This is a genomic window from Acidovorax temperans (assembly GCF_006716905.1).
Taxonomy (GTDB): domain Bacteria; phylum Pseudomonadota; class Gammaproteobacteria; order Burkholderiales; family Burkholderiaceae_C; genus Acidovorax; species Acidovorax temperans.
Window position 1 is genome coordinate 771,168 of record NZ_VFPV01000003.1, and the last position, 24,052, is coordinate 795,219.

22 protein-coding genes are annotated in these 24,052 nt (G+C 64.9%); 17 read left to right on the forward strand and 5 right to left on the reverse strand.

From position 1 onward, the window contains the following. Window positions 1-58: 58 nt before the first annotated feature. On the reverse strand, window positions 59-1,138 hold the full coding sequence (locus tag BDD18_RS18400; protein ID WP_142084985.1) for a tartrate dehydrogenase: 1,080 nt from the start codon (window positions 1,136-1,138) through the stop codon (window positions 59-61). A gap of 120 nt (window positions 1,139-1,258) precedes the next feature. On the opposite strand from BDD18_RS18400, the gene BDD18_RS18405 reads away from it, so the two are divergent. The 6 genes from BDD18_RS18405 (at window position 1,259) to BDD18_RS18430 (ending at window position 9,652) form a co-directional block, all read left to right on the forward strand. Beyond that, on the forward strand, window positions 1,259-2,173 hold the full coding sequence (locus BDD18_RS18405; protein ID WP_142084987.1) for a LysR family transcriptional regulator: 915 nt from the start codon (window positions 1,259-1,261) through the stop codon (window positions 2,171-2,173). Window positions 2,174-2,224: 51 nt separating this feature from the next. After that, window positions 2,225-2,899, forward strand: a complete 675-nt coding sequence (locus tag BDD18_RS18410) for a GntR family transcriptional regulator (protein ID WP_066698619.1) — start codon at window positions 2,225-2,227, stop codon at window positions 2,897-2,899. 23 nt (window positions 2,900-2,922) lie between these two features. After that, window positions 2,923-3,873: an allantoinase PuuE gene (gene puuE / locus BDD18_RS18415; RefSeq protein ID WP_142085079.1), complete on the forward strand. Its 951-nt coding sequence runs from the start codon at window positions 2,923-2,925 to the stop codon at window positions 3,871-3,873. A 64-nt stretch (window positions 3,874-3,937) separates the two neighbouring features. Then, window positions 3,938-5,716 carry a 2-oxo-4-hydroxy-4-carboxy-5-ureidoimidazoline decarboxylase gene (uraD, locus tag BDD18_RS18420; protein ID WP_142084989.1) on the forward strand — a complete coding sequence of 593 codons (1,779 nt, stop codon included), beginning with the start codon at window positions 3,938-3,940 and terminating at the stop codon, window positions 5,714-5,716. Beyond that, entirely contained in the window at window positions 5,713-6,948 is a 1,236-nt protein-coding gene (locus tag BDD18_RS18425; RefSeq protein ID WP_142084992.1) for a M20 family metallopeptidase, read from the forward strand. Before uraD ends, BDD18_RS18425 begins: the two co-directional genes overlap by 4 nt. A gap of 394 nt (window positions 6,949-7,342) precedes the next feature. Beyond that, on the forward strand, window positions 7,343-9,652 hold the full coding sequence (locus BDD18_RS18430; protein WP_142084994.1) for an NADP-dependent malic enzyme: 2,310 nt from the start codon (window positions 7,343-7,345) through the stop codon (window positions 9,650-9,652). An 85-nt stretch (window positions 9,653-9,737) separates the two neighbouring features. On the opposite strand, the gene BDD18_RS22305 is transcribed toward BDD18_RS18430, so the two are convergent. Continuing rightward, window positions 9,738-10,004, reverse strand: a complete 267-nt coding sequence (locus tag BDD18_RS22305; RefSeq protein WP_066787898.1) for a hypothetical protein — start codon at window positions 10,002-10,004, stop codon at window positions 9,738-9,740. 22 nt (window positions 10,005-10,026) lie between these two features. Then, window positions 10,027-10,392, reverse strand: a complete 366-nt coding sequence (locus BDD18_RS18440) for a hypothetical protein (RefSeq protein ID WP_142084996.1) — start codon at window positions 10,390-10,392, stop codon at window positions 10,027-10,029. 17 nt (window positions 10,393-10,409) lie between these two features. Between BDD18_RS18440 and BDD18_RS18445 the strand changes: the two genes are divergently transcribed. The 11 genes from BDD18_RS18445 to otnI all read left to right on the forward strand — a co-directional run bounded on the left by BDD18_RS18445 (window position 10,410) and on the right by otnI (window position 21,780). Next, window positions 10,410-11,438, forward strand: a complete 1,029-nt coding sequence (locus BDD18_RS18445; protein ID WP_142084998.1) for an ABC transporter substrate-binding protein — start codon at window positions 10,410-10,412, stop codon at window positions 11,436-11,438. Window positions 11,439-11,518: 80 nt separating this feature from the next. After that, a complete protein-coding gene (locus BDD18_RS18450; RefSeq protein WP_066787892.1) occupies window positions 11,519-12,343 on the forward strand; it encodes an ABC transporter ATP-binding protein in 825 nt (274 codons plus the stop codon). Between the two features lie 24 nt (window positions 12,344-12,367). After that, a complete protein-coding gene (locus BDD18_RS18455) occupies window positions 12,368-13,135 on the forward strand; it encodes an ABC transporter permease (protein WP_060986854.1) in 768 nt (255 codons plus the stop codon). A gap of 161 nt (window positions 13,136-13,296) precedes the next feature. Continuing rightward, window positions 13,297-14,349 carry a patatin-like phospholipase family protein gene (locus BDD18_RS18460; RefSeq protein WP_142085000.1) on the forward strand — a complete coding sequence of 351 codons (1,053 nt, stop codon included), beginning with the start codon at window positions 13,297-13,299 and terminating at the stop codon, window positions 14,347-14,349. 228 nt (window positions 14,350-14,577) lie between these two features. Beyond that, window positions 14,578-15,558, forward strand: a complete 981-nt coding sequence (locus BDD18_RS18465; RefSeq protein ID WP_066698636.1) for a tripartite tricarboxylate transporter substrate binding protein — start codon at window positions 14,578-14,580, stop codon at window positions 15,556-15,558. 102 nt (window positions 15,559-15,660) lie between these two features. Continuing rightward, entirely contained in the window at window positions 15,661-16,443 is a 783-nt protein-coding gene (locus tag BDD18_RS18470; protein WP_142085002.1) for a FadR/GntR family transcriptional regulator, read from the forward strand. Window positions 16,444-16,647: 204 nt separating this feature from the next. Continuing rightward, the gene (locus BDD18_RS18475; RefSeq protein ID WP_142085004.1) at window positions 16,648-18,015 is read left to right on the forward strand and encodes a GntP family transporter; all 1,368 of its coding nucleotides are present in this window, start codon (window positions 16,648-16,650) and stop codon (window positions 18,013-18,015) included. A gap of 37 nt (window positions 18,016-18,052) precedes the next feature. Next, window positions 18,053-18,967, forward strand: coding sequence for an L-threonate dehydrogenase (gene ltnD / locus BDD18_RS18480; RefSeq protein WP_142085006.1), 915 nt, complete (start codon window positions 18,053-18,055; stop codon window positions 18,965-18,967). Next, window positions 18,964-20,241 carry a 3-oxo-tetronate kinase gene (otnK, locus tag BDD18_RS18485; protein WP_142085008.1) on the forward strand — a complete coding sequence of 426 codons (1,278 nt, stop codon included), beginning with the start codon at window positions 18,964-18,966 and terminating at the stop codon, window positions 20,239-20,241. Before ltnD ends, otnK begins: the two co-directional genes overlap by 4 nt. Window positions 20,242-20,258: 17 nt before the next feature. Further along, the gene (locus tag BDD18_RS18490) at window positions 20,259-20,948 is read left to right on the forward strand and encodes a class II aldolase/adducin family protein (protein ID WP_142085081.1); all 690 of its coding nucleotides are present in this window, start codon (window positions 20,259-20,261) and stop codon (window positions 20,946-20,948) included. Window positions 20,949-20,982: 34 nt separating this feature from the next. Continuing rightward, window positions 20,983-21,780 carry a 2-oxo-tetronate isomerase gene (otnI, locus tag BDD18_RS18495; protein ID WP_142083988.1) on the forward strand — a complete coding sequence of 266 codons (798 nt, stop codon included), beginning with the start codon at window positions 20,983-20,985 and terminating at the stop codon, window positions 21,778-21,780. Window positions 21,781-21,795: 15 nt separating this feature from the next. On the opposite strand, the gene BDD18_RS18500 is transcribed toward otnI, so the two are convergent. Then, entirely contained in the window at window positions 21,796-22,791 is a 996-nt protein-coding gene (locus tag BDD18_RS18500; RefSeq protein WP_338071824.1) for a metallophosphoesterase family protein, read from the reverse strand. A gap of 5 nt (window positions 22,792-22,796) precedes the next feature. After that, window positions 22,797-23,858, reverse strand: a complete 1,062-nt coding sequence (locus tag BDD18_RS18505) for a diacylglycerol/lipid kinase family protein (protein WP_142083986.1) — start codon at window positions 23,856-23,858, stop codon at window positions 22,797-22,799. Window positions 23,859-24,052: the final 194 nt, after the last annotated feature.

Genomic DNA, 24,052 nt, shown 5'->3' on the forward strand with positions numbered 1-24,052 from the left:
CCCACCCTCGCACCTCTTGCCGGGAGCGTATTGGCGAGGGGAATGGATGCAGGGGGAATCAGGCAGCGGTGGCCAGTCGCTCGCACACAGCACGGGTTACCTGTCCTGTGGTGGCTTTGCCGCCCAGGTCGCCGGTGTGCAAGGCGGCATCGGCGGTGACTTGCTCGATGGCAGCCATCAGGCGCTTTGCGGCGGCGTGCTCACCCAGATGTTCGAGCAGCATCACGCAACTCCAGAACGTGCCCACGGGGTTGGCCAGGCCCTTGCCCATGATGTCAAAGGCAGAGCCGTGGATGGGCTCGAACATGCTGGGGTAGCGGCGCTCGGGGTCAATGTTGCCGGTGGGCGCAATGCCCAGGCTACCCGCGAGTGCAGCGGCCAGGTCGCTCAGGATGTCGGCATGCAGGTTGGTAGCAACGATGGTGTCGAGCGTGGCGGGGCGGTTGACCATGCGGGCGGTGGCTGCGTCCACCAGCTCCTTGTCCCACCTCACATCAGGAAACTCCTGACTGATCTGTAGCGCAATCTCGTCCCACATCACCATGGCGTGGCGCTGGGCATTGCTTTTGGTGATGACGGTGAGCAGCTTGCGGGGGCGCGACTGGGCCAAGCGGAAGGCAAATCGCATGATGCGCTCCACCCCGGCGCGGGTCATCACGCTCAGGTCGGTGGCCACCTCGATGGGATGGCCCTGGTGGGCGCGGCCGCCCACGCCGGCGTATTCACCTTCGGAGTTTTCGCGCACGATGACCCAGTCCAGGTCTTGCGGCGCGCAGCGCTTGAGGGGTGCATCAATGCCCGGCAGGATGCGCGTGGGCCGCACGTTGGCGTACTGATCGAACCCCTGACAAATCTTCAGCCGCAGGCCCCACAGCGTGATGTGGTCGGGGATGTGCGGGTCGCCTGCCGAGCCGAACAGGATGGCGTCCTTGTCCCGCAATTGCGCCAGCCCATCAGCGGGCATCATCTCGCCGTGGGCGCGGTACCAGTCGCCACCCCAGCCGTAGCTGGTGAATTCAAATGCCAGGCCGGGCTGCGATGCAGCCAAGGCTTGCAGCACCTCTTGCCCCGCGGGAATCACCTCTTTGCCAATGCCGTCACCGGGAATGCACGCAATGCGGTACGTCTTGCTCGTCATGAAACCTGTCTCCTGTAGTTGGGTGGCGCGCCACGGGTGCGCCGGACGAAGACAAATCTACCGGCTTCGCATTCACAAAACCATTCTTCAAGTTATCCTATTGTTAACTTCAAAGAAACAATGAGCACACCTTTGTCGGCCCCCTCGGAGATGGGCTTTTTCAGCCTCCTGGCGCGTTGCGGCAGCTTCTCGGCCACAGCACGCGAGCTGAATGTGACCACGCCCGCCGTCAGCAAAAGGCTGGCACAGATGGAAACGCGCCTGGGTGTGCAACTGGTCAACCGCACAACCCGCCGCGTGAGCCTGACACCCGAGGGCGAGACCTACCTGCAGCATGCGCGGCGCATCCTGGCCGAGATTGACGACATGGAGCAGCTGGTTTCGCGCACCCTGGCCACGCCGCAAGGCCTGCTGCGCGTGAACGCCACGCTGGGCTTTGGGCGTAGCCACATTGCGCCGCTGATTTCAGATTTTGTGCGCCAGCACCCACTGGTGCAGGTGCAACTGCAACTTTCGGTAGACCCACCACCGCTAGCCGCCGATGCGTTTGACGTGTGCATCCGCTTTGGCGAGCCGCCCGACGCCCGCGTGATTGCCCGTCGCATTGCACCCAACCGGCGCCTGCTGTGCGCGGCGCCCGCCTACCTGGAGCGCCGGGGCACCCCCAAGTTGCCCAGCGACCTGGCACGGCATGACTGCATAGGCATCCGCCAGGGCGACGATGCCTATGGCCAGTGGCGGCTGACGGCCGGGCGCAAGACCGAAGTGGTGAAGGTGCGCGGCGCACTGAGCACCAACGACGGCGAGATCGCCGTGAACTGGGCGCTGGACGGCCACGGCATCGTGATGCGAGCCGAATGGGACGTGGCCCGCTACCTGCGCAGTGGCCGCCTGGTACAGGTGCTGGCAGACCACCAGACACCCCCGGCGGATATCTACGCCATTTACCCCCAACGCCACCAGACAGCCGCGCGCGTGCGCGCGTTTGTAGACTTTCTGGCAGAACACTTCGCCACCAGCTCGCCAGGGCACTGAGCGCGCCAATCGTCCACCAAAACTGTATACAAAACACCGCTTGCCGCTATCATGCGGCGCATGGACAACTCGACCACCAGCCTCATCGCTGCGCGCCTGACCCGCGCCATCGTCGAGCACCGCCTGCAACCGGGCACCAAGCTGGCCGAGCAAAAGTTGGCTGACCACTTTGGCGTGTCGCGCACGCTGGTGCGCCAGGCGCTGTTTCAGCTGTCGCAAAACCGGCTGGTGCGGCTGGAGCCCGCGCGGGGCGCTTTTGTAGCGGCCCCCTCGGCCGACGAAGCCCGCCAGGTGTTTGCCGTGCGCCGCATGCTCGAGTCCGAAATGGTCCGCGCCTTCATGCGCCAGGTCACCCCCGCCAAACTGCGCGCGCTGCGCGAGCATGTGGCCCGCGAGAAGCAGGCCGTGGCCCAGGGCGACGCGCCCGAGCGCACCGAGCTGCTGGGCGACTTTCATGTGCGCATGGCCGAGCTGATGGGCAACCAGGTGCTGGCGCAGATGCTGGGCGATCTGATCTCGCGCTGTTCGCTCATCACGCTGATGTACCAAAGCGCCAGCGCCGCCGCGCACTCGCACGAAGAGCACGCCCAGATCGTCAAGGCCCTGGGCGCCAAGGACGAAGAGCGGGCCGTGCAGCTCATGCAGGCACATTTGCTGCATGTGGAAGAAAGTCTGACGTTTGACCGCCAGCCACCGGTCAACGATCTCTCGCTGGCCCTGTCTTGACCCCATTCCATGCCCCTGACGCCATGATCTACGACGCCACCGCCCCCTACCCCCGCGACCTGGTTGGCTACGGCAAAAACCCGCCCCACGCCCAGTGGCCTGGCGGTGCCCGCATTGCGGTGCAGTTTGTGCTGAACTACGAGGAAGGCGGCGAGAACGCCGTGCTGCATGGCGATGCGGGCAGCGAACAGTTTCTGTCGGAAATGTTCAACCCGGCCAGCTACCCTGATCGGCACATGAGCATGGAAGGCATTTATGAATACGGCTCGCGCGCGGGCGTGTGGCGCATCCTGCGCGAGTTTGAAAAGCGCCAGCTACCGCTGACGGTGTTTGGCGTCTCCACGGCGCTGCAGCGCCACCCCGAGCTGACGGCTGCCTTCGTGGAACTGGGCCACGAGATCGCCTGCCACGGCCTCAAGTGGATTCACTACCAGAACGTGCCCGAGGATGTGGAGCGCGCCCACATGCACGAGGCCATGGACATCATCCAGCGCATGACCGGGCAAAGGGCGCTGGGCTGGTACACCGGCCGCGACAGCCCCAACACCCACCGCCTGGTGGCCGACTACGGCGGCTTTGCTTACGACAGCGACTACTACGGCGACGACCTGCCCTTCTGGATGAAGGTGAAGAAGACCGACGGCAGCGTGGTGCCCCAGCTCATCGTGCCCTACACGCTGGACTGCAACGACATGCGCTTTGCCCTGCCCCAGGGCTATTCGCACGCCGACCCGTTCTTCCAGTACCTGAAAGACACGTTTGACGCGCTGTATGCCGAGGGTGACCCCGCTGGCGACAACGCACCCAAGATGATGAACATCGGCATGCACTGCCGCCTGCTGGGCCGGCCCGGCCGCATCACGGCGCTGCAGCGTTTTCTGGACCACATCGCCCGCCACGACAAGGTGTGGGTGGCCCGGCGCATCGACATAGCCCGCCACTGGGCGCAACACCACCCCGCCCCGGTTTTGTGAACCAAATCGGCCTCCAGCGCTCGTGCAATAAGCGCAAGCAGCTCACTTTTTTGAAGCAACCACCATGCCACTGACTCTGGAACAACTCAACGCCGCCAGCCCCGCCGAAGCGCTGGCGCTGCTGGACGGGCTGTACGAACACTCGCCCTGGATTGCCGAGGAGGCCCTGGCGCAGCGGCCCTTTCGCAGCCTGGCGCACCTGAAGCACGCGCTGGCGCAGGTGGTGCGCACGGCAGAGCTGGATGCGCAATTGGCCCTGATTCGCGCCCACCCGGAACTGGCGGGCAAAGCCATGGTGGCGAAAAGCCTCACGGCCGAATCCACCAACGAGCAAAGCAAGGCAGGCCTCACCGAATGCACGCCCGAGGAGTTCGAGCGCATCCAGCAGCTCAACGCGGCCTACAACGAACGCTTTGGCTTCCCGTTCATCCTGGCGGTGCGCGGGCCACGCGGCACGGGTCTCTCCAAACAGGAAATCATCGACACCTTTGCACGGCGGCTGGACAACCACCCCGAATTTGAGCTGGCTGAGGCCCTGCGCAACATCCACCGCATTGCCGAGATTCGCCTGAACGACAAGTTCGCTGCCGAGCCAGTGCTGGGCAACGATGTGTGGGACTGGCACGAAGCGCTGGCCCGCCACTCTGACCCCGGCTTTGCGGAAAAAGGCCAGCTCACCGTCACCTACCTCACCGATGCACACCGCGCCTGCGGCCGTGACATTGCACAGCGCATGCGCGAGTGCGGCTTTGACAGGGTGGAGATAGACGCCGTGGGCAATGTGGTGGGCCGCTACTACCCGGCCGCGCCAGGCGCACGCTACTTGATGACCGGCAGCCACTACGACACGGTGCGCAACGGCGGCAAGTACGACGGGCGCCTGGGCATTTTCGTGCCCCTGGCCTGCGTGCGCGAGCTGCACCGCGCTGGCAAGCGCCTGCCCTTCGGCATCGAGGTGGTGGCGTTCGCGGAAGAAGAAGGCCAGCGCTACAAGGCCACCTTCCTCGGCTCGGGTGCGCTCATCGGCCACTTCAACCCCGCCTGGCTGGATCAGAAAGACGCGAGCGGCGTGACGATGCGCGAGGCCATGCAGCACGCGGGCCTGCGCCTGGACGACATTGCCAAGCTGCAGCGCGACCCGGCGCAGTACCTGGGCTTCATCGAAGTGCACATTGAACAGGGCCCGGTGCTCAACGAACTGGACCTGCCCCTGGGCGTGGTCACCTCCATCAACGGGGGCGTGCGCTACCTGTGCGAAATGATCGGCACTGCCAGTCACGCGGGCACCACGCCCATGGACCGACGCCGTGATGCCGCCGTGGCCGTGGCCGAGCTGGCGCTGTATGTGGAGCAGCGCGCTGCGAAAGACGGCGATTCGGTGGGCACCATCGGCCTCTTGAATGTGCCCAGTGGCTCCATCAACGTGGTGCCTGGGCGCTGCCTTTTTTCATTGGACCTGCGTGCCCCCACCGACGCCCAGCGCGATGCAATGGTGACCGACGTGCTGGACGAACTGGCCAAAATCGCCCAGCGGCGCGGCTTGCGCTACACGATTGAAGAATCGATGCGCGCCGCTGCCGCGCCCAGCGCCCCGGCCCTGCAGCACCACTGGGAGCGCGCCGTGGACGCCCTGGGCGTGCCCGTGTTCCGCATGCCCAGCGGCGCGGGGCACGACGCGATGAAGCTGCACGAAATCATGCCGCAGGCCATGCTGTTCACGCGCGGGCAGAACTCCGGCATCAGCCACAACCCGCTCGAATCCACCACCAACAACGACATTCAGCTGACTGTGGACGCCTTCACCCAGGTGCTGCACCAGCTTGCCGAGGAAACCCAACCATGACCCCACAGGCCTCCTACGACGCGCTCGACGCGTGGATTGACCAGCACTTTGACGAGGAAGTGCGCTTTTTGCAGGCCCTGGTGCGCGTGCCCACCGACACACCGCCCGGCAACAACGCCCCCCATGCCGAACGCACGGCCGAGCTGCTGAAAGACTTTGGCTTTGACGCCGAAAAGCACGCCGTGCCCGCTGCCGACGTGCAGGCCTACGGCATGGAATCCATCACCAATCTGATCGTGCGCAGGCCCTACGGCACAGGCGGCAAGACCATTGCACTCAACGCCCACGGCGACGTGGTGCCGCCCGGCGAAGGCTGGACGCACGACCCCTACGGCGCCGAGATCGTCAACGGTGCCATGTATGGCCGCGCCACCGCCGTGAGCAAGAGCGACTTCGCGAGCTTCACTTTCGCGGTGCGCGCGCTTGAAGCCGTGGCGCGCCCCGCGCAAGGCGCGGTAGAGCTGCACTTCACCTACGACGAAGAGTTTGGTGGCGAGCTGGGCCCGGGCTGGCTGCTGAAAAAGGGGCTGACCCAGCCCGACCTGATGATTGCCGCAGGCTTCAGCTACGAGGTGGTCACCGCCCACAACGGCTGCCTGCAGATGGAAGTGACCGTGCACGGCAAGATGGCCCATGCCGCCGTGCCCCACACCGGCGTTGACGCGCTGCAGGGCGCGGTGCACATCCTGAACGCGCTGTATGCGCAGAACGATGAGTACCAAAAGATCACCTCCAACGTCGCGGGCATCAAGCACCCGTACCTGAACGTGGGCCGCATCGAGGGCGGCACCAACACCAACGTGGTGCCGGGCAAGGTCAGCTTCAAACTTGACCGCCGCATGATCCCTGAGGAGAACCCGGTGGAGGTGGAAGCCGCCATTCGCCACACCATCACGCAGGCAACAGCCGAGCGTGCTGGCCTCAGTGTCGAGATCAAACGCCTGCTGTTGGCCAATGCCATGACGCCGCTGGCGGGCAACCAGCCGCTGGTCGATGCGATCCAGAAGCACGCCCTGGCCGTGATCGGCGAGCCCGTGCCCGCCGTAGGCACGCCCCTGTACACCGATGTGCGCCTGTATGTGGAGCGCGGCATTCCCGGCGTGATCTACGGCGCGGGGCCGCGCACGGTGCTGGAATCGCACGCCAAACGCGCCGACGAGCGGCTGCAACTGGAAGACCTGCGCCGGGCCACCAAGGTCATCGCAAGGGCACTGAGCGACCTGCTGGTCTAAAAACCAGCGAATGTGAGGGTGTCGCGCGCCGCGCGATGGCCCTCCACACCCAGCCCCTCTGATACCAATGGGTTAGTCAGAATTCATTCAGGTTGCCCGGCAATCGGGTTATCCTGTGGGCCATGGCAGTCCGAATCCCTGCCCTGTAGTCCACCGCAGGGAATCTGCCCGCCGCTTGACCTGTGCGTTGCGGGCACCTCGCCAGGCCTGCCGCACACCTGCGGTCCTGCCTGACCGGGGCAGACTGATGCGACCGCTGCGGCGCGCTCCTTGGGTGCAGGCCTTGCACACCATGCGAGGGCCCGACGCGGCCTGTGAATGAACCGATACCGCTTCGAGGCATGGCGCCCTTGCGCCTGCTGCTGAATTTCGTGAAAGCCTCCCACTTTTTCGTATGACCCAGAATCTGTCCGCCGCCGAACAAGCCCTGCGCGAAGCCGCGCGTGAATACCACCGCAACCCCAGCCGGGGCAAGATTTCCGTCACGCCCACCAAGCCGCTGTCCAACCAGCGCGACCTGTCGCTGGCTTATTCGCCCGGCGTAGCCTACCCCTGCCTGGACATCCAGGCCGACCCTTCCAAGGCGTTTGACTACACCTCGCGCGGCAACCTCGTGGGTGTGATCACCAACGGCACCGCCGTGCTGGGTCTGGGCGACATCGGCCCGCTGGCCGGCAAACCGGTGATGGAAGGCAAGGGCTGCCTGTTCAAGAAGTTTGCCGGTGTGGACGTGTTTGACATCGAACTGGCCGAGCGCGACCCCGACAAGCTCATCGAGATCATCGCCAGCCTGGAGCCCACGCTCGGCGGCATCAACCTCGAAGACATCAAGGCCCCCGAGTGCTTCTACATCGAGCGCGAGCTGAGCAAGCGCATGAACATTCCGGTGTTCCACGATGACCAGCACGGCACGGCCATCATCAGCAGCGCTGCGCTGCTCAACGGACTGGAGCTGGTGGGCAAGCAAATTGGCGACGTGAAGGTGGCCGTCTCTGGCGCCGGTGCCGCCGCCATTGCCTGCCTGAATGTGATGGTGGGCCTGGGCGTGAAGCGCGAAAACATTTTCGTGTGCGACTCCAAGGGCGTGATCTACGAAGGCCGCCCCGGTGGTCTGGACGAGTCCAAAGCGCAATACGCGCAAAAGACCGACGCGCGTACGCTGGCTGACGCCGTCAACGGCGCGGACGTGTTCCTGGGCTGCTCTGCTCCCGGCGTGCTCACGGCCGAGATGGTCAAGACGATGGCCGAGAGGCCCATCATCCTGGCGCTGGCCAACCCCGAGCCCGAAATCCGCCCCGAGCTGGCCAAGGCCGTGCGGCCCGATTGCATCATTGCCACGGGCCGCTCGGACTACCCCAACCAGGTCAACAACGTGCTGTGCTTCCCGTACATCTTCCGTGGTGCGCTGGACTGCGGCGCCACCAAGATCACCGAAGCCATGAAGCTGGCCTGCGTGCGCCAAATTGCCGACCTGGCCAAGGCCGACATCAGCGAAGAGGTGGCCAACGCGTATGCAGGCAAGGAGCTGACCTTTGGCCCCGACTACCTGATCCCCACACCGTTTGACTCGCGCCTGATCCTCAAGATCGCGCCTGCCGTGGCCAAGGCTGCGGCCGAATCCGGTGTGGCCACGCGCCCCATCGAAGACATGGAGGCCTACAAGGAAAGCCTGTCGCGCTTTGTTTACCAAACCGGCATGCTCATGCGCCCCGTGATCACGGCCGCAAAGGCCCTGCCCGATGCGAAGAAGCGTGTTGCCTATGCCGACGGCGAAGATGAGCGCGCCCTGCGTGCAGCGCAGCTGGCCATCGACGACAAGATTGCCCACCCCATCCTCATCGGCCGCCCTGCCGTCATTGCAGCCCGCATTGAAAAGGCTGGCCTGCGCATGCAGATCGGCAAGGATGTGGAAGTGTGCAACCCCGAAGACGATCCACGCTTTCGCCAGTATTGGGAGACCTACCACCAGCTCATGAAGCGCGAAGGCGCCACGCCCGAGGTGGCCAAGGCGGCCGTGCGCCGCTCCAACACCATCATCGCCTCGCTGATGGTGAAGCTGGGCGATGCCGACGCCATGATCTGCGGCCTGGTGGGCACCTATGAAACCCACCTGGAGCGCATCCGCAACATCCTGGGCCATGCCCCTGGCGCCACCAACTACGCCGCGCTGAACGCGTTGATGACGGACCGCAACGGCACCCTGTTCATTGCAGACACCTATGTGAACGAAGACCCCACGGCGCAGGAGCTGGCCGACATTGCCTGGATGTCGGTGCAGGAAGTGCAGCGCTTTGGTCTGCCACCCAAGGTGGCGTTCCTGTCGCATTCGAGCTACGGTTCGTCCAAGCGCGCCTCGGCCCGCAAGATGCGTGAAGCACGCGACCTGTTTGTGGCGGCCCACCCCGAGATCGAATGCGACGGCGAACTGCACGGTGACGCCGCGCTGGAGCCAGGCATCCGCAACGCATACATGGCGGACTCGACACTCAACGGCTCGGCCAACCTGCTGATCTGCCCGAACATTGACGCAGCCAACATCCTCTACAACGTGCTCAAGACCACCACCAGCGGCGGTGTGACGGTGGGCCCGATCCTGATGGGTGCGGCGGCTGCGGCCTACATCCTGACGCCCGCCGCCACCGTGCGCCGCGTGTTCAACATGACGGCTCTGGCCGTGGCCAGCGCTGCGGCGCGCGCCGCCTGATTCGATCAGGCTCTGAAAAAAAGAAAGGCCCTTCGGGGCCTTTCTTTTTGGGTGTATCGATACGCGGGTCTTTGCCCGGCCTGCGTCAGCGCACAGACACATCCACAAAGTCCGCCACCGGCGGCAGATGTTCGGCCAGCCAGGCCGAGTCCAGTTGCAGCGCCCGCTTGATTTCCTCAGGCAGGCTGGCAATGGTGTCGGCGGGGGACTTGGGCTCCTCCAGCCCAATCTCGGCCAGCAGCACCTTTTCAAACAGGATGTCGTCGTCCTGCATCGTGGCCACCAGATCCCGCGCCACGTCGGGCATGGTGGGCAATTGCACGTTGTCAAAAAACTCGGTCAGGTGTGGCATAGGTGAGCCCTCTCGTGGGTCTTTAAAAAACCCGAAGGCGCAAGCCTTCGTGCTGCAGTGCAACGGGCTGCGCCCCCATCCCCAGATGCACCAACCAGCCGCGCCTTTGGTCTGCGAGGCCATGCCCTGTTTTTGGATGCTGCGGCTTCGTTGCACCACTGCGGCCGTTCCTCCATCTGCGTATTTGTCCCCTTCCGTTGCCACCGCGCACGCACCATTGCGGGAAGCACTCCATGCCTGGGCGCACCACTTCGGTGAGGAATGTTTTGCCGTGCCGCGCCGCCCTTGCAAAAACCCGATAGCGCGCTTGAAAGCGGGCATCTTTTTTGCTGCATGGCTTGTACAGCCAAGGCATGACTGCCTTTTTCTTCTGTTTTTTATTTGGCATCCGCCAGGAGCTATCCCATGAAAAAAAGAACCTTCATGCACACCGCAGCGGCACTGGCGCTGGCCAGCGCATTGCCCGTGGCGCATGCGCAAAGCACGCCCATCAAGTTCCAGCTCGACTGGCGTTTTGAAGGCCCTGCGGCGCTGTTCCTGCAACCCGTGGCCAAGGGCTACTTCAAGGCGGCGGGCCTGGATGTGACGGTGGATGCGGGCAACGGCTCCGGCGGCGCGGTGCAGCGTGTGGCATCGGGCACCTACGACATGGGCTTTGCCGACTTGGCCGCAGTGATGGAATTCCACGCCAACAACCCCGACGCGCAGAACAAGCCCGTGGCGGTGATGGTGGTCTACAACAACACGCCCGCCTCGGTCATGGCGCTGAAAAAGAGCGGCATCACCAAGCCCGCCGACCTGGCCGGCAAGAAGCTGGGCGCCCCCGTGTTTGACGCAGGCCGCCGCGCGTTCCCCATCTTCCAGAAGGCCAACGGCATTGGCGCCGTGACCTGGACCGCCATGGACCCGCCACTGCGCGAAACCATGCTGGTGCGCGGCGATGTGGACGCCATCACCGGCTTCACCTTCACCTCGCTGCTCAACCTGGAAGCCCGGGGCGCCAAGGCCGCCGACGTGGTGGTGCTGCCCTATGCCGACTTTGGCGTGAAGCTATACGGCAACGTGATCATTGCCAGCCCCAAGCTCATCAAGGAGAACCCTGCCGCCATCAAGGCGTTCCTGTCGGCCTTCACCAAGGGTGCCAAGGAAGTCATCGCCAACCCCGCTGCCGCCATCGAGCATGTAAAGGCGCGCGATGGCATCGTGAACGTGCCGCTCGAAACTCGCCGCCTGCAACTGGCTATCGACACCGTGATCAACAGCCCCGACGCGCGGGCAGAAGGGTTTGGCAAGGCCGTGCCCGGCCGCCTGTCGCTGATGGCTTCGCAGGTGTCCGACGCGTTCAACACCAAGACGCGCGTCAACGCCGACGACGTGTGGAACCCCAGCTTCCTGCCCAGCACGGCGGAACTCAACATCCTGCCGAAGAAGTAAAACTATCAATTTGATAGCTGCTAGCGCTTGATAGACAAGCGCCAGCAGCCATTTTCATTCAAAAACAAGAACGACCTTCCATGCAGGCTGCCGATTCCTATTTTGTGGACTTCCGCGATGTCTGGCTCGCCTACAACGACGAGCTGCGCGCCAAGAACCAGTTTGCGGTCGAAGCCATCGACCTGCAGGTGCGGCGCGGCGAGTTCATCGCCATCGTCGGCCCCTCGGGCTGTGGCAAGTCCACCTTCATGAAGCTGGCCACGGGGCTGAAGATGCCCTCCATGGGCAAGATCCTCATCGACGGCCAGCCAGTGACGGGGCCGCTCAAGGTGTCGGGCATGGCCTTCCAGGCGCCTTCGCTGCTGCCCTGGCGCACCACGGTGGACAACGTGCTGCTGCCGCTCGAAATCGTCGAGCCCTACCGCAGCCACTTCAAGCAAAAGCGCAAGGAGTACGAAGAGCGCGCCCGCAAGCTGCTGCAAAAGGTGGGGCTGGCGGGCTATGAGGACAAGTTCCCCTGGCAGCTGTCGGGCGGCATGCAGCAGCGCGCCAGCATCTGCCGCGCGCTGATCCACGAACCCAAGATGCTGCTGCTGGACGAGCCCTTCGGCGCGCTCGACGCCTTCACCCGCGAAGAGCTGTGGTGCATCCTGCGCGACCTGTGGACCGAGCAGCAGTTCAACGTGATTCTGGTCACGCACGACCTGCGCGAGTCGGTCTTCCTGGCCGACACGGTGTATGTGATGAGCAAGAGCCCCGGCCGGTTTGTGGTGAAGAAAGAGATCGAGCTGCCCCGCCCGCGCGACCTGGAGGTGACCTACACCAAGGAGTTCACCGACATCGTGCACGAGCTGCGCGGCCACATCGGTGCCCTGCGAAAAGCAGGCGCGCCCATCCAGCAATAAGAACAAAGAAAGCGCCTCATCCCCATGCACAAGAAAACCGTGGAGCGCTGGTCCCCCTGGATCCTGCTCGTCGCCACCATCCTGCTGTGGCAAATCATCTGCTCGGCCTTCAGCATCCCTGAATACCTGTTCCCCAGCCCCTGGGCCATCGGCGTGCAGCTGGTGGAGTTCAGCGGCGTCATCGCCGGCCATGCCTGGCGCACCTTCTGGGTCACCATGGCGGGCTTCGGCATCGCCATCGTCGTGGGTGTGCTACTGGGTTTCGTCATCGGCAGTTCGCGCATCGCCTATGCCGCCGTCTACCCGCTGATGACGGCCTTCAACGCGCTGCCCAAGGCCGCCTTTGTGCCCATCCTGGTGGTGTGGTTCGGCATTGGCGTCGGCCCGGCCATCCTTACGGCGTTTCTCATCAGCTTCTTTCCCATCATGGTCAACATCGCCACGGGCCTGGCCACGCTGGAGCCCGAGCTGGAAGACGTGCTGCGCGTGCTGGGCGCCAAGCGCTGGGACGTGCTGACCAAAGTGGGCCTGCCCCGCTCCATGCCGTACTTCTACGGCTCGCTCAAGGTGGCCATTACGCTGGCCTTCGTGGGCACCACGGTGAGCGAGATGACCGCCGCCAACGAAGGCATTGGCTACCTGCTGATCAGCGCGGGCTCGTCCATGCAGATGGGCCTGGCCTTTGCGGGCCTGATGGTCGTGGGCGCCATGGCCATGGTGATGTACGAGCTGTTCAGCTGGATCGAAAAGCGCACCACAGGGTGGGCGCACCGGGGCTCGCAAGGCGAGTGAGTTTGCACGGGCGGTTTTCAAAAACTCACCGAAAATGCCACCCAGCGCTTATCCATAAAGCGCTAGCAGCTACATTTTCAGGAGCAAACAGTGGCACCCTCGGTGTGGGAGCAACGCCGCCGCTATACTTCGCGCCCCGTTGCTCCGCAGGACCGCCTGGCATGCGCTTGACCGCTTTTTTCCACCCGCTGGCCACCCTTGCCAGCGTAACCATGCTGGCAGCCCTGTCCCTGGCTGGATGTGGCGGCACCACCCCCGCCCGGCCCGACGCGGGGACGCAGCCTGCTCTTTCCTCCTCCGCTCCCCCTGTCCGCATCGGCATCGCCCTGGGCGGTGGCGCAGCCAAAGGTTTCGCGCACATTGGCGTCATCAAGATGCTGGAGGCCAACGGCTTTGCGCCTGCGGTGGTATCGGGCACCAGTGCAGGCAGCGTGGTGGGCGCGCTCTACGCCAGCGGCATGAACGCCTTCGAGATGCAGGAAAAAGCCGTGGCGCTGGACGAGGCCAAGATCCGCGACCTGCAGCTCTCGTCCGGCGGCCTGGTGCTGGGCCAGAAGCTCGAAGACTATGTGAACGAGCAGGTACGCCGCAAGCCACTGGAGCAGATGGCCAAGCCTTTTGTGGTCGTGGCCACGCGGCTGGAAGATGGCGAGCGCACCGTGTTTGCACGCGGCAACACCGGCCAGGCCGTGCGCGCATCGAGCAGCGTGCCCGGCGTGTTCCAGCCCGTCACCATCGGCAAGTACCACTTTGTGGACGGCGGCATCGTCAGCCCCGTGCCGGTGGATGCCGCGCGCCAGCTGGGCGCCGACATCGTGATCGCCGTAGACATCTCGAACAAGGCCCGGGGCCAGACGCCGGGCGACATGCTGGGCACGCTGGGCCAATCCATCGCCATCATGGGCCAAAAGCTCGGCCAAGCCGAACTGGCACGGGCCGACGTCATCATCCGGCCCCAGGTGCTGGACATTGGATCGGCCGATTTCAGCCAGCGCGCCAACGCCATCCTGGAAGGCGAAAAAGCCGCCTTGGCTGTGATGCCCCAGATCCGCGAACGCGTCGCCCAACTGCAGGCCGAGCGCGCCAAAGCCCAACGCGCGGCCGAGCAAAAAGCGGCAGAAGCCCAGCAACAGGCTTGCCTGGAGCAGCGCAGCAGCCTGCAAAAGCTGGTCGATATGGCCAGCCTGGGCACCTCCTGCACGCCTGCCAAGTAGGCCCAGCGGGGAGAACAGGCGCCGCCTGCCCCCTCCTACCAGCACCGTTCAGACCACATCAGGCCAGCGCAGACGCAAAGCAAAGAACTGCGGGCGGCGGCAAAAACAGCGGTGCGCCCATGCCCAGCCCTCACGGGTAAACCCTCTGCGCAGGCCATTCACACAATTCATATGATGACCTTACTACATGACCAACTAACCACTCACATCCTTTAGGGAGACATGCACATGCCACTGCAACCCACCAAACGCACTCTGATGAGAGCCACCGCCGGTGCCCTGTTGCTGCTGGCTGCCCCCCTGTCCATGGCGCAGGCCTGGCCAGCGCGGCCGATCCGGCTGGTGGTACCGTTCCCGCCCGGCGGGCTGATCGACAACATGGCCCGGTTGGTGGGGAACCGACTTGCCCAGGAACTGGGCCAACCCGTGGTGATTGACAACAAACCGGGGGCCGGCGGCAATGTGGGGGCGGCCGAAGTTGCCCGCGCTCCCGCCGACGGATACACGCTGCTGATGGCATCGCCCGCGCTCACCATCAGCCCTGCCATCTACAAAAACCTGCCTTACCAGCCCTCGCAATTGGCTGCGGTGGCCCTGCTGGGCCGGGTGCCCAATGTGCTGCTGGTGAACCCGGCCTCGGGCATCGGAAAAGTGCAGGACCTTGTCGGCCGCGCCAAGTCAAAACCCGGGCAACTGAATTACGCATCCAATGGCAACGGCACCTCGCTGCACCTGAGCGCCGAGCTTTTCAAGCGCCGCAGCGAGACCTTTATCACCCACGTGCCCTACCGCGGCGCCGCAGCCGCCATCACGGCCCTGCTGTCTGGCGAGGTGGACATGATGTTTGACAACCTGCCATCGGCCATTGGCCAGATCCAGGCAGGCAAGCTGCGCGCGCTGGCCGTGACCACCGCCCAGCGCAGCACCGCTCTGCCCGATGTGCCCACGCTGGCAGAAGCTGGAATGGACGGCTTCAACGTGAGTGCGTGGTTTGGCGTGGCAGCACCTGCCGGGCTGCCCGCGCCTGTGGCAACCCGCCTGGCGGATGCGCTGCAAAAAGTCGTGCAGCAACCGGAAGTAGCTGCCGCGATGCAACGCCAGGGCGCCGACCCCGCCTTCATGGATGCAGCCAGCGCTGCGGCTGCACTGAATGCAGACGCCGCGCAGTGGAAGCAGGTGGCGGCCTTCGCCAAGATACAGCTCGACTGACGCAGCAGCGACCCGCAAGCCCCCTGGGCGCAGACCAGCTTGCGGTACATTCATCGGGCACCCGCAAGGCTGCCCTGAATTGCCCCGCTCATACCTATTGCCATGTCATCGTCTTTTGCCGCCATCAAGCCTGCCATCAAGCTCTCTGACCAAGTGGCCAGCGCGTTGGAGGCAGAGATCCGGGAAGGACGCATCCAGGCGGGTGACAAACTGCCCACCGAGGCCGCACTGGCGCAGCAGTTTGAGGTGAGCCGCACGGTGGTGCGCGAGGCGATTTCGCGCCTCAAATCGCTGGGCCTGGTGGATTCACGCCAGGGCAGCGGCGTGTACGTCAAAGCGCCGGGCATTGAGCCCCTGCACTTTGACCTGCCCCATGCCGCATCGCGCGAGGCAGTCATGCAAATTGTGGAAGTGCGCCGCGCGCTGGAGTCTGAAGTGGCCGAACTGGCAGCGCAACGCCGCAGTGAAGCCGATGTGCAGGCCATTCGCGATGCCATGCAGCGCATCAGCGACGCCGTGCAAGCCGGGCGCGACGGGGCCGAGGAAGACGTGGAATTTCACCGCGCCATCGCCCGCGCAGCGGGCAATCCTTTTTTGATCAGCACGCTGGACTATCTGGCCCGGTTTCTTCAAGGCGCCACCCGCGTCACCCGGGCCAACGAGGCCCGGCGCTCGGACTTTGCGCAGGCAGTGACGCAGGAACATGAGCAGATCGTGCGGGCCATTGAATCTGGCGATGCGCGTGGGGCCCGCAACGCGGCCACCGAACACATGTGCAATGCACTGCGCCGCATTGAGCAAGCCGACATCACCTTCTGGGCGCAAGACGGTGCCCGGCTGGCGCAACCTCTGGTGGGCGAGACGCCGTCTTCATCCCGCGCCTGAACCGCGCCCTGTCGGGCGTGTTACAGACGCCTGCAACTGCACACCTGCCGCAGAAGCCAGCCCCCCGCAGAGGTCGAGACCCACACCACTTCAGGGTTAACCCGTAACCAGACGTTGTTTTAAATTTGTATGATAACCATATAAACACATCACAAAAGAGCCCTGCTGCGTGCACGGCCTTTTCCTCCCGGAGATACCCAGTCCATGTCCACCCTCGCACTTCTCGGCATCGGCGCCGGCAGCATTGCCCTGCTCCTGTTGCTCATCATCCGCTGGCAGGTCCACGCTTTCGTGGCGATGATGCTGGTGAGCTTCCTCGTCGCATTTGCCACGGGCATGCCGATTAGCGACATCATCAGCACGCTGATTGCAGGCATGGGCGGCACACTGGGCTCGGTGGCCATCCTGGTGGCGCTGGGCTCCATGCTGGGGCGGATGATCGAGGTCTCGGGCGGTGCGGCCAGCCTGGCCAACCGCTTCACGCAGTTGCTGGGGCCCACACGGGTGCCCATGGCCCTGACGGCCGCTGCGCTGGTGCTGGCCATCCCGGTGTTTTTTGATGTGGGCTTCATCATCCTGGTGCCGATCGTCTACGGCTTTTGCAAGGCGGCGGGGGTCAACCCCATCAAGTTCGGCCTGCCCGTGGCGGGCATCATGCTGGCCGCGCACGTGGTGGTGCCACCGCACCCCGGCATCGTGGGCGGGGCAGCCATCGTCAAGGGTGACATTGGCTGGATCACCATCATTGGCCTGGCCATCTGCATCCCGCTGGCGGCGCTGGCGCAGGTCGTGGCAGGCTGGCTCAACCGCAAGGGCTACCCCATGCTGCCCACCACGGCAGAGCAGTTTGCGGCCTTTGGTACCAGCCAAGAAAGCACGGACTCCAAGGCACGCATCGCTCCCGGCGTAGGTACCATCATGGCGCTGATCCTGATCCCGCTCGCTCTGATCATGGCGGGCACCACCGGTGCCACGCTGCTGCCCAAGGGCGACAGCCTGCGTAATGTGCTGGGCTTCATCGGCTCGCCCATCTTTGCGCTGATGGTGGCCGTGGGTCTGGCGATGTATTTGCTGGGCCGCAACCAGGGCTGGAACCGCGAGCGCACCAACGCCATCATGGAATCTGCCCTGCCCCCCGCTGCCACCGTGATCCTGGTGACGGGCGCGGGTGGCGTGTTTGCCAAGGTGCTCACCGCCAGCGGCATTGGCGCGGCGCTTTCGCAAAGCCTCACCGCTACTCATCTGCCGCTCATCCTGCTGGCGTTCATCATTGCGCTGGCCCTGCGCGCTGCCCAAGGCTCGGCCACCGTGGCCATCATCACCACCTGCGGCCTGCTGGCCGATGCGATGGCGGGTGGCGGGTATTCCCCCTTGCAAGTGGCGCTGCTCACGGTTGCCATTGGCTTTGGCAGCCTGGGCCTGTCGCACGTCAACGATTCGGGCTTCTGGATCGTGACCCGCTACCTGGGCCTGAGCGTGGGCGATGGCCTGCGCACCTGGACGGTGCTGACCACGGTGCTGGGCTTGGCGGGTTTTGCCCTCACTGCCTTGCTGTGGATGCTGGTGGCCTGAGTAACCGTCTTTTGAATTTCATTGAAGGACTGACAACATGACCAAACCCACCGTCGGCATCATCGGCCTGGGCGCCATGGGCGCTGGCATTGCCAAGACCCTGCGCAACAACGGTTTCACCATCCACGTGTGCGACGTGCGTCCCGGCGTGGCCGATGCCTTTGTGGCAGACGGTGGCACGGCACACGCCACGACGGCGGCATTGGCGGCGGTGAGCGATGTGGTGGTGTCGGTGGTGGTGAATGCCGCGCAGACCGAGAGCGTGCTGTTTGGCGACGACGGCAAGGGCGGTGCAGCCAGCGCCATGCGCCCCGGCAGCACGTTTGTGATGTGCTCCACGGTGGACCCGAACTGGTCGGTGGCGCTGGAGGCGCGCCTGAACGCCCTGGGCCTGCACTATGTGGATGCCCCCATCTCCGGCGGTGCCGCCAAGGCCGCGTCGGGCCAGATGACGATGATGACCTCGGCCAAGCCTGAGGCCTATGCCGCAGCGGGTGCGGTGCTCGAAGGCATGGCTGGCAAGGTGTACCGCCTGGGCGACAAGGCGGGCGCGGGCAGCAAGGTCAAGATCATCAACCAGCTGCTGGCCGGTGTGCACATCGCCGTGGCCGCCGAAGCCATGGCCCTGGGCCTGCGCGAAGGCGTGGAAGCCAGCGCCTTGTATGAAGTGATCACGAACAGCGCGGGCAACAGCTGGATGTTTGAAAACCGCATGGCCCATGTGCTGGCGGGCGATTACACGCCGCTGTCGGCCGTCGATATCTTCGTGAAAGACCTGGGCCTGGTGCTGGACACCGCACGCGCCAGCAAATTCCCCCTGCCCCTGGCGGCTACGGCGCACCAGATGTTCATGCAGGCATCGACTGCAGGCTTTGCCAAGGAAGACGACAGCGCCGTGATCAAGATCTTCCCGGGCATCACCCTGCCTGAAGGCAAGGAGAAAAAGGCATGACACGCGCACGTGCACTGTTGGGCTGCATTGCCGACGACTTCACCGGCGCGACCGACTTGGCCAACAACCTGGTGCGCGCAGGCATGCGCGTGGTGCAAGCCATGGGCGTTCCCACGGCGCCGTTGGATACCGAGGCCGATGCCATCGTGGTCGCGCTCAAGTCGCGCACCATTCCCAAAGAAGAAGCCATTGCCCAGTCGCTGGCTGCGCTGCAGTGGCTGCAGGCGCAAGGTGCCGAGCAGATCTACTTCAAATACTGCTCCACCTTTGACAGCACGGCCGAAGGCAACATCGGCCCCGTGACCGATGCGCTGATGCAGGCCCTGGGCACCGACTTCACCATCGCCACGCCCGCCTTCCCCGACAACAAGCGCACCGTGTTCAAGGGCTACCTGTTTGTGGGCGATGTGCTGCTGAACGAGAGCGGCATGCAGAACCACCCGCTCACGCCCATGACCGACCCCAACCTGGTGCGCGTGCTGCAGGCGCAAACACCCAGCCGCGTGGGCCTGATCGACCACAGCGTGGTCGCGCAGGGCGAGGCCGCTATCCGTGCACGCATCGATCAACTGAAGGCCGAGGGCGTGCGCATGGCCGTGGTGGATGCGGTGTCCAACGCCGACCTGCTGCGCCTGGGCCCCGCGCTCAAGGGCATGCCGCTGGTCACCGCAGGCTCGGGCGTGGCCATTGGCCTGCCGGGCAACTTTGGCGTAGCCCCCAGCAACGAGGCAGCCCGCCTGCCCGCCGCGCAAGGGCTGCAGGCCATCGTGTCGGGCAGCTGCTCGGTAGCGACCAACCAGCAGGTCATGGATTTCATCAAGGCCGGCAAACCCGCTCTGGCCATCGACCCGCTGCGCATCGCCGCAGGCGTGGACGTGGCCGCCGAAGCGCTGGCCTGGGCTGAGGGCCACATCGGCCAGGGCCCGGTGCTGGTGTATTCCACCGCCGAGCCATCGGCCGTGCGCGCCATTCAGGGCAAACTGGGCTCCGAAAAAGCCGGTGCCATGGTGGAGGAAACCATTGCCGCCATTGCACGCGGCCTGGTGGAGCGCGGTGTGCGCCAGCTCATCGTGGCGGGCGGTGAAACTTCCGGTGCCTGCGTGCAGGCCCTCGACATCACGCAAATGCGCATTGGCGCGCAGATTGACCCCGGCGTGCCGTGGTGCCATGCCGTGGCACCCGACGCGAAGGACGGGCTGCACATCACGCTCAAGTCGGGCAATTTCGGCAGCACCGACTTTTTCACCAAGGCTTTTGCACAATTGCAGGCATGACCTCACCCCCCGCCTTCATGGATGAGAGCCAGGCCCGCGACGAGATCTGCCGCGTGGGCCGTAGCCTGTTTGAGCGGGGCTATGTGCACGCCACCGCAGGCAACATCAGCGTGCGCCTGGCCGACGGCTACCTCATCACCCCCACCGATGCCTGCCTGGGCACGCTGCAGCCCGAGCGGCTGGCGCGCCTGGACGCACAAGGCCAGCAGGTGGCGGGCGACCGGGCCAGCAAGACCATTGCACTGCATCGGCAGATTTACGAGACCTCAGCATCGACAGCCTCCCCAGCGCGCTGCGTGATCCACACACACAGCACGCACTTGGTGGCCTGTTCGCTGCAAGCCGACACCGCTGCAGACGGGGAATTGGCAGCGGATGCGCAATTGCTGCCGCCCATCACGCCCTACTTTGTGATGAAGGTAGGCCGCGTGCCGCACATCCCCTACCACCGCCCCGGCGATGCCGCAGCGGCAGCACTGGTGGCGCAGACCATCACCCGCTATGCCGCCCAGGGCAGCCCGGTGCGCGCCGTCATGCTGGCACGCCTGGGCCCCAATGTGTGGCACGACACGCCAGCAGCCGCCATGGCGGTGCTGGAAGAGCTGGAAGAAACCGCCCGCCTGTGGCTGCTGTGCCAGCCCCGCCCCACGCCACTGAGCGAGCCCCAGATTGAACAACTGCGCCAAACCTTTGGCGCGCAGTGGTAAGGCCCTGCCTTCACCATCAGACAGAAAGACACCCATGCCCCGCTTTGCCGCCAACCTGTCCATGCTCTACAACGACGTGGACTTTCTCGACCGCTTTGCCGCCGCTGCGCGCGATGGCTTCAAGGCGGTGGAGTACCTCTTCCCCTATGCCTACCCTGCGCAAGAACTGGCCGCGCGCCTGCAAGCCAACGGCCTGCAGCAGGTGCTGTTCAATGCACCACCCGGTAACTGGGACGCGGGCGAGCGCGGGCTGGCCTGCCTGCCGGGACGTGAGGCCGAATTCCGCGAAGGCATCGCCAAAGCCATCGACTATGCCCAGGCCTTGCAATGCCCCCGCATCCATGTCATGGCCGGGCTGGTACCCCAGGGGGCCGATGCAGCCACCGTGCGCGCTACCTACATCGCCAACGTGCGCTACGCCGCCGAGCAGGCTGCGCCGCACGGCATCCAGATCCTGCTGGAGCCCATCAATGGCCGCGACATGCCCGGCTTCTTCCTGAGCCGCCAGGACCAGGCCCATGCGCTGATCGCCGAGATCGGCGCCGCCAACGTGAAGGTGCAGATGGACCTGTACCACTGCCAGATCGTGGAAGGCGACCTGGCCATGAAAGTGCGCCAGTACCTGCCCACCGGCAACGTCGGCCATTTCCAGATTGCCGGTGTGCCCGAGCGCCACGAACCCGATGTAGGCGAGATCAACTACACCTACCTGTTCCAACTGCTGGACAGCCTGGGCTACGACGGCTGGATTGGCTGCGAATACCGCCCCGCGCGCGGCACAGCAGCCCACGCCACCAGCGACGGGCTGGGCTGGCTCAAGCCCTGGCTGTGAGGGAACGGGCGTATTTCAACCCGCCACGGGCAGCGATTCAACGCACACGAAGTCACCCAAGCGGGCATCAAAATCCCAGCGCTGAGCAAAACGATTAGGGTATTGCCGCCCCAGCGAACCCGTGGGCTCTGACTGCATCTGCAACACCACCAGACTATTGGGTTGCCCACTGCGCAGGCGGCGCGACACGGCCGTGCCGGCCTGCATGGACCACAAACCTAGCTGGGGCTGCAACAAGGCCGGATGGTGCACATGGCCTGAGAGCAACATGTGGGCACCCGCATCGCGCCAGCGTTGCACGGCAGTGTCGGCGCCGTGGGGCCGGTGGGATCGATCCTCTGCACTGCGAGCCACCAAGGGGTGGTGACTGACCACAATGCGCCATGCCTGCGCGGGCGCAGACCGCAAGTCTTCCGCCACCCGCGTCACCTGCGCGGCCGAGAGCGTGCCGCGCTCATGCCGCCAGGGCCGGGTCGTGTTCACACCCACAATCCAGAACGGCCCCACCTGCCGCTGGGGTTCCAGCTGGGCGCCAAACTGCGATGCAAACCGTTGGTAGGCGCGGCCCCAACGCAGCCACCAGGCAAACAGGGGCAAGTCGTGGTTGCCGGCCAGCACCACGCGCTCATCCACACCGAGGCCGCACACAAAATCGTGCGCCAAGGCGAACTGCTGGTGTGTGGCACGCTGGGTCAGATCGCCCGAAACCACCACCACATCCACACGCAGCCGGTGCGCAAGCCGCTGCACTGCAGCGCACACCAGCGGGTCGTGCGCTCCAAAATGCAGATCGGAAAGATGCATCAATTTGTGCGTGGTGGCGATTGCCGTCGCTTGTGCTGAATGCAAAACTCCCGCTTCGTTCTTGCCAAGCCCCAGCTCCTTGTCAGCTTCCACCTTCAACGACGGGGGAACGGGCGCTGCTTCATGACCTTCGTGGCGAAGCATGGCACCTTCGTGCCACCCCACGGCACCGGCACTTCCTGCGACTGCGGGCAGTTCCTGGCGCATGGTATTCAGGCAGGCGCCAGCGCAGGTTCAGCCAAGGGCGGCGCTGCGGCAGGTGGTGCGTTGGCAGGGTCGCGCTGCGGCAAATGTTCCAGCAGCGTTGGTGCCACCAGCCACAGGGGCCGCGTGTGTAGCGAAAAACACAGAGGCGCTTTCATGCGTTCGCGCTCGCCATCAAAAGCCACCTTCACGCTGGCCTTGCGCCACCCAGCGGGAGCCACACTCAGCTCGGCACAGGCCAGGCTTTGCACGGCCGGGTCGCCCTCCAGCTGGCCGGTAGCGGCGCGCCATACCGTGCGAGCCATGGCCCAGCGGCTTTGGGGTTTGAGCAACACCACGGCCAGCATCCCGCCCTGCGCCACCGATTCGGCTTGCGCCAAACCCACCTGTTCCAGTTGCAAGGGGTTGTTGCCCACAAACAGCGTGCTGACTTCGTGTTCCTGCTCTTGCATCTGATTTCCCTGGCGGGTGCGCACCACCACGCGCCAGCGTCGCCGCGCCGAGGGGCGCAGCATGCTCCACACCGCAGCGGCCATGGCCACCGCGCGAGAGCGGCCCAGCTTGCGCGTGGCCTGCTCGCGCTCTGCCAGCAACCGGGGGTACAGCCCCACGCTGGCGTTGACCAAAAACACCCGGTCATTCACAAAGCCGACCTGCACCGGCCGCAACTCGCCCGCGCGCAGGGCTTCCAGCAGCTGCAGCACGGCGGCTTCAGCGTCCAGCTCCAAGCCTTGCTCGCGGCTGAAATAGTTGAAAGTCCCCATGGGCACCACGCCCATAGGCACACCGGCACGCAAGGCGGCTGCGGCCACCGCGTTGATGGTGCCATCCCCCCCCGCCGCCACCAGCAAACCAGCGTTATCACGTGCAGCCTCTGCTGCGTGATCCGCCAATTGAACGATGTCACCCCGCTCACGCGGTATGTGCCACACCACGGGATGGTCGTGCTGAGCGAATGCACCACTCAGCTTTGCGCGCACCAGATCCAGATCAGCCCCTGGCCGCAGTGGAACCACCACATGGATGGGACTGTGGTGATGAAGGATCATGGGACTGTGCAAATCGGTCATGGGGATGAAAAGCGTGGTGGGCGTAACGATGCCTGTGAGGCCAAAGACCCGACACGGGGCCGCTATTCAATGATCACGGCGCAGTGGCTACAGCGCAGCCAGCGGGCGGCGCCTTGGCGCGTCGGCGTGCGCCTACAGGCAGAACTGCGCATCGCAGCGCTAAACCCTGTGATCGCAACGGCCCCCCTTGCTGG

What these genes read in the sequence shown, in the direction of transcription:
- BDD18_RS18400 (WP_142084985.1), bottom strand. Translation starts at nt 1,138, where the DNA reads ATGACGAGCAAGACGTACCGCATTGCGTGCATTCCCGGTGACGGCATT.
- BDD18_RS18405 (WP_142084987.1), top strand. Translation starts at nt 1,259, where the DNA reads ATGAGCACACCTTTGTCGGCCCCCTCGGAGATGGGCTTTTTCAGCCTC.
- BDD18_RS18410 (WP_066698619.1), top strand. Translation starts at nt 2,225, where the DNA reads ATGCGGCGCATGGACAACTCGACCACCAGCCTCATCGCTGCGCGCCTG.
- puuE (WP_142085079.1), top strand. Translation starts at nt 2,923, where the DNA reads ATGATCTACGACGCCACCGCCCCCTACCCCCGCGACCTGGTTGGCTAC.
- uraD (WP_142084989.1), top strand. Translation starts at nt 3,938, where the DNA reads ATGCCACTGACTCTGGAACAACTCAACGCCGCCAGCCCCGCCGAAGCG.
- BDD18_RS18425 (WP_142084992.1), top strand. Translation starts at nt 5,713, where the DNA reads ATGACCCCACAGGCCTCCTACGACGCGCTCGACGCGTGGATTGACCAG.
- BDD18_RS18430 (WP_142084994.1), top strand. Translation starts at nt 7,343, where the DNA reads ATGACCCAGAATCTGTCCGCCGCCGAACAAGCCCTGCGCGAAGCCGCG.
- BDD18_RS22305 (WP_066787898.1), bottom strand. Translation starts at nt 10,004, where the DNA reads ATGCCACACCTGACCGAGTTTTTTGACAACGTGCAATTGCCCACCATG.
- BDD18_RS18440 (WP_142084996.1), bottom strand. Translation starts at nt 10,392, where the DNA reads ATGCCAAATAAAAAACAGAAGAAAAAGGCAGTCATGCCTTGGCTGTAC.
- BDD18_RS18445 (WP_142084998.1), top strand. Translation starts at nt 10,410, where the DNA reads ATGAAAAAAAGAACCTTCATGCACACCGCAGCGGCACTGGCGCTGGCC.
- BDD18_RS18450 (WP_066787892.1), top strand. Translation starts at nt 11,519, where the DNA reads ATGCAGGCTGCCGATTCCTATTTTGTGGACTTCCGCGATGTCTGGCTC.
- BDD18_RS18455 (WP_060986854.1), top strand. Translation starts at nt 12,368, where the DNA reads ATGCACAAGAAAACCGTGGAGCGCTGGTCCCCCTGGATCCTGCTCGTC.
- BDD18_RS18460 (WP_142085000.1), top strand. Translation starts at nt 13,297, where the DNA reads ATGCGCTTGACCGCTTTTTTCCACCCGCTGGCCACCCTTGCCAGCGTA.
- BDD18_RS18465 (WP_066698636.1), top strand. Translation starts at nt 14,578, where the DNA reads ATGCCACTGCAACCCACCAAACGCACTCTGATGAGAGCCACCGCCGGT.
- BDD18_RS18470 (WP_142085002.1), top strand. Translation starts at nt 15,661, where the DNA reads ATGTCATCGTCTTTTGCCGCCATCAAGCCTGCCATCAAGCTCTCTGAC.
- BDD18_RS18475 (WP_142085004.1), top strand. Translation starts at nt 16,648, where the DNA reads ATGTCCACCCTCGCACTTCTCGGCATCGGCGCCGGCAGCATTGCCCTG.
- ltnD (WP_142085006.1), top strand. Translation starts at nt 18,053, where the DNA reads ATGACCAAACCCACCGTCGGCATCATCGGCCTGGGCGCCATGGGCGCT.
- otnK (WP_142085008.1), top strand. Translation starts at nt 18,964, where the DNA reads ATGACACGCGCACGTGCACTGTTGGGCTGCATTGCCGACGACTTCACC.
- BDD18_RS18490 (WP_142085081.1), top strand. Translation starts at nt 20,259, where the DNA reads ATGGATGAGAGCCAGGCCCGCGACGAGATCTGCCGCGTGGGCCGTAGC.
- otnI (WP_142083988.1), top strand. Translation starts at nt 20,983, where the DNA reads ATGCCCCGCTTTGCCGCCAACCTGTCCATGCTCTACAACGACGTGGAC.
- BDD18_RS18500 (WP_338071824.1), bottom strand. Translation starts at nt 22,791, where the DNA reads ATGCGCCAGGAACTGCCCGCAGTCGCAGGAAGTGCCGGTGCCGTGGGG.
- BDD18_RS18505 (WP_142083986.1), bottom strand. Translation starts at nt 23,858, where the DNA reads ATGACCGATTTGCACAGTCCCATGATCCTTCATCACCACAGTCCCATC.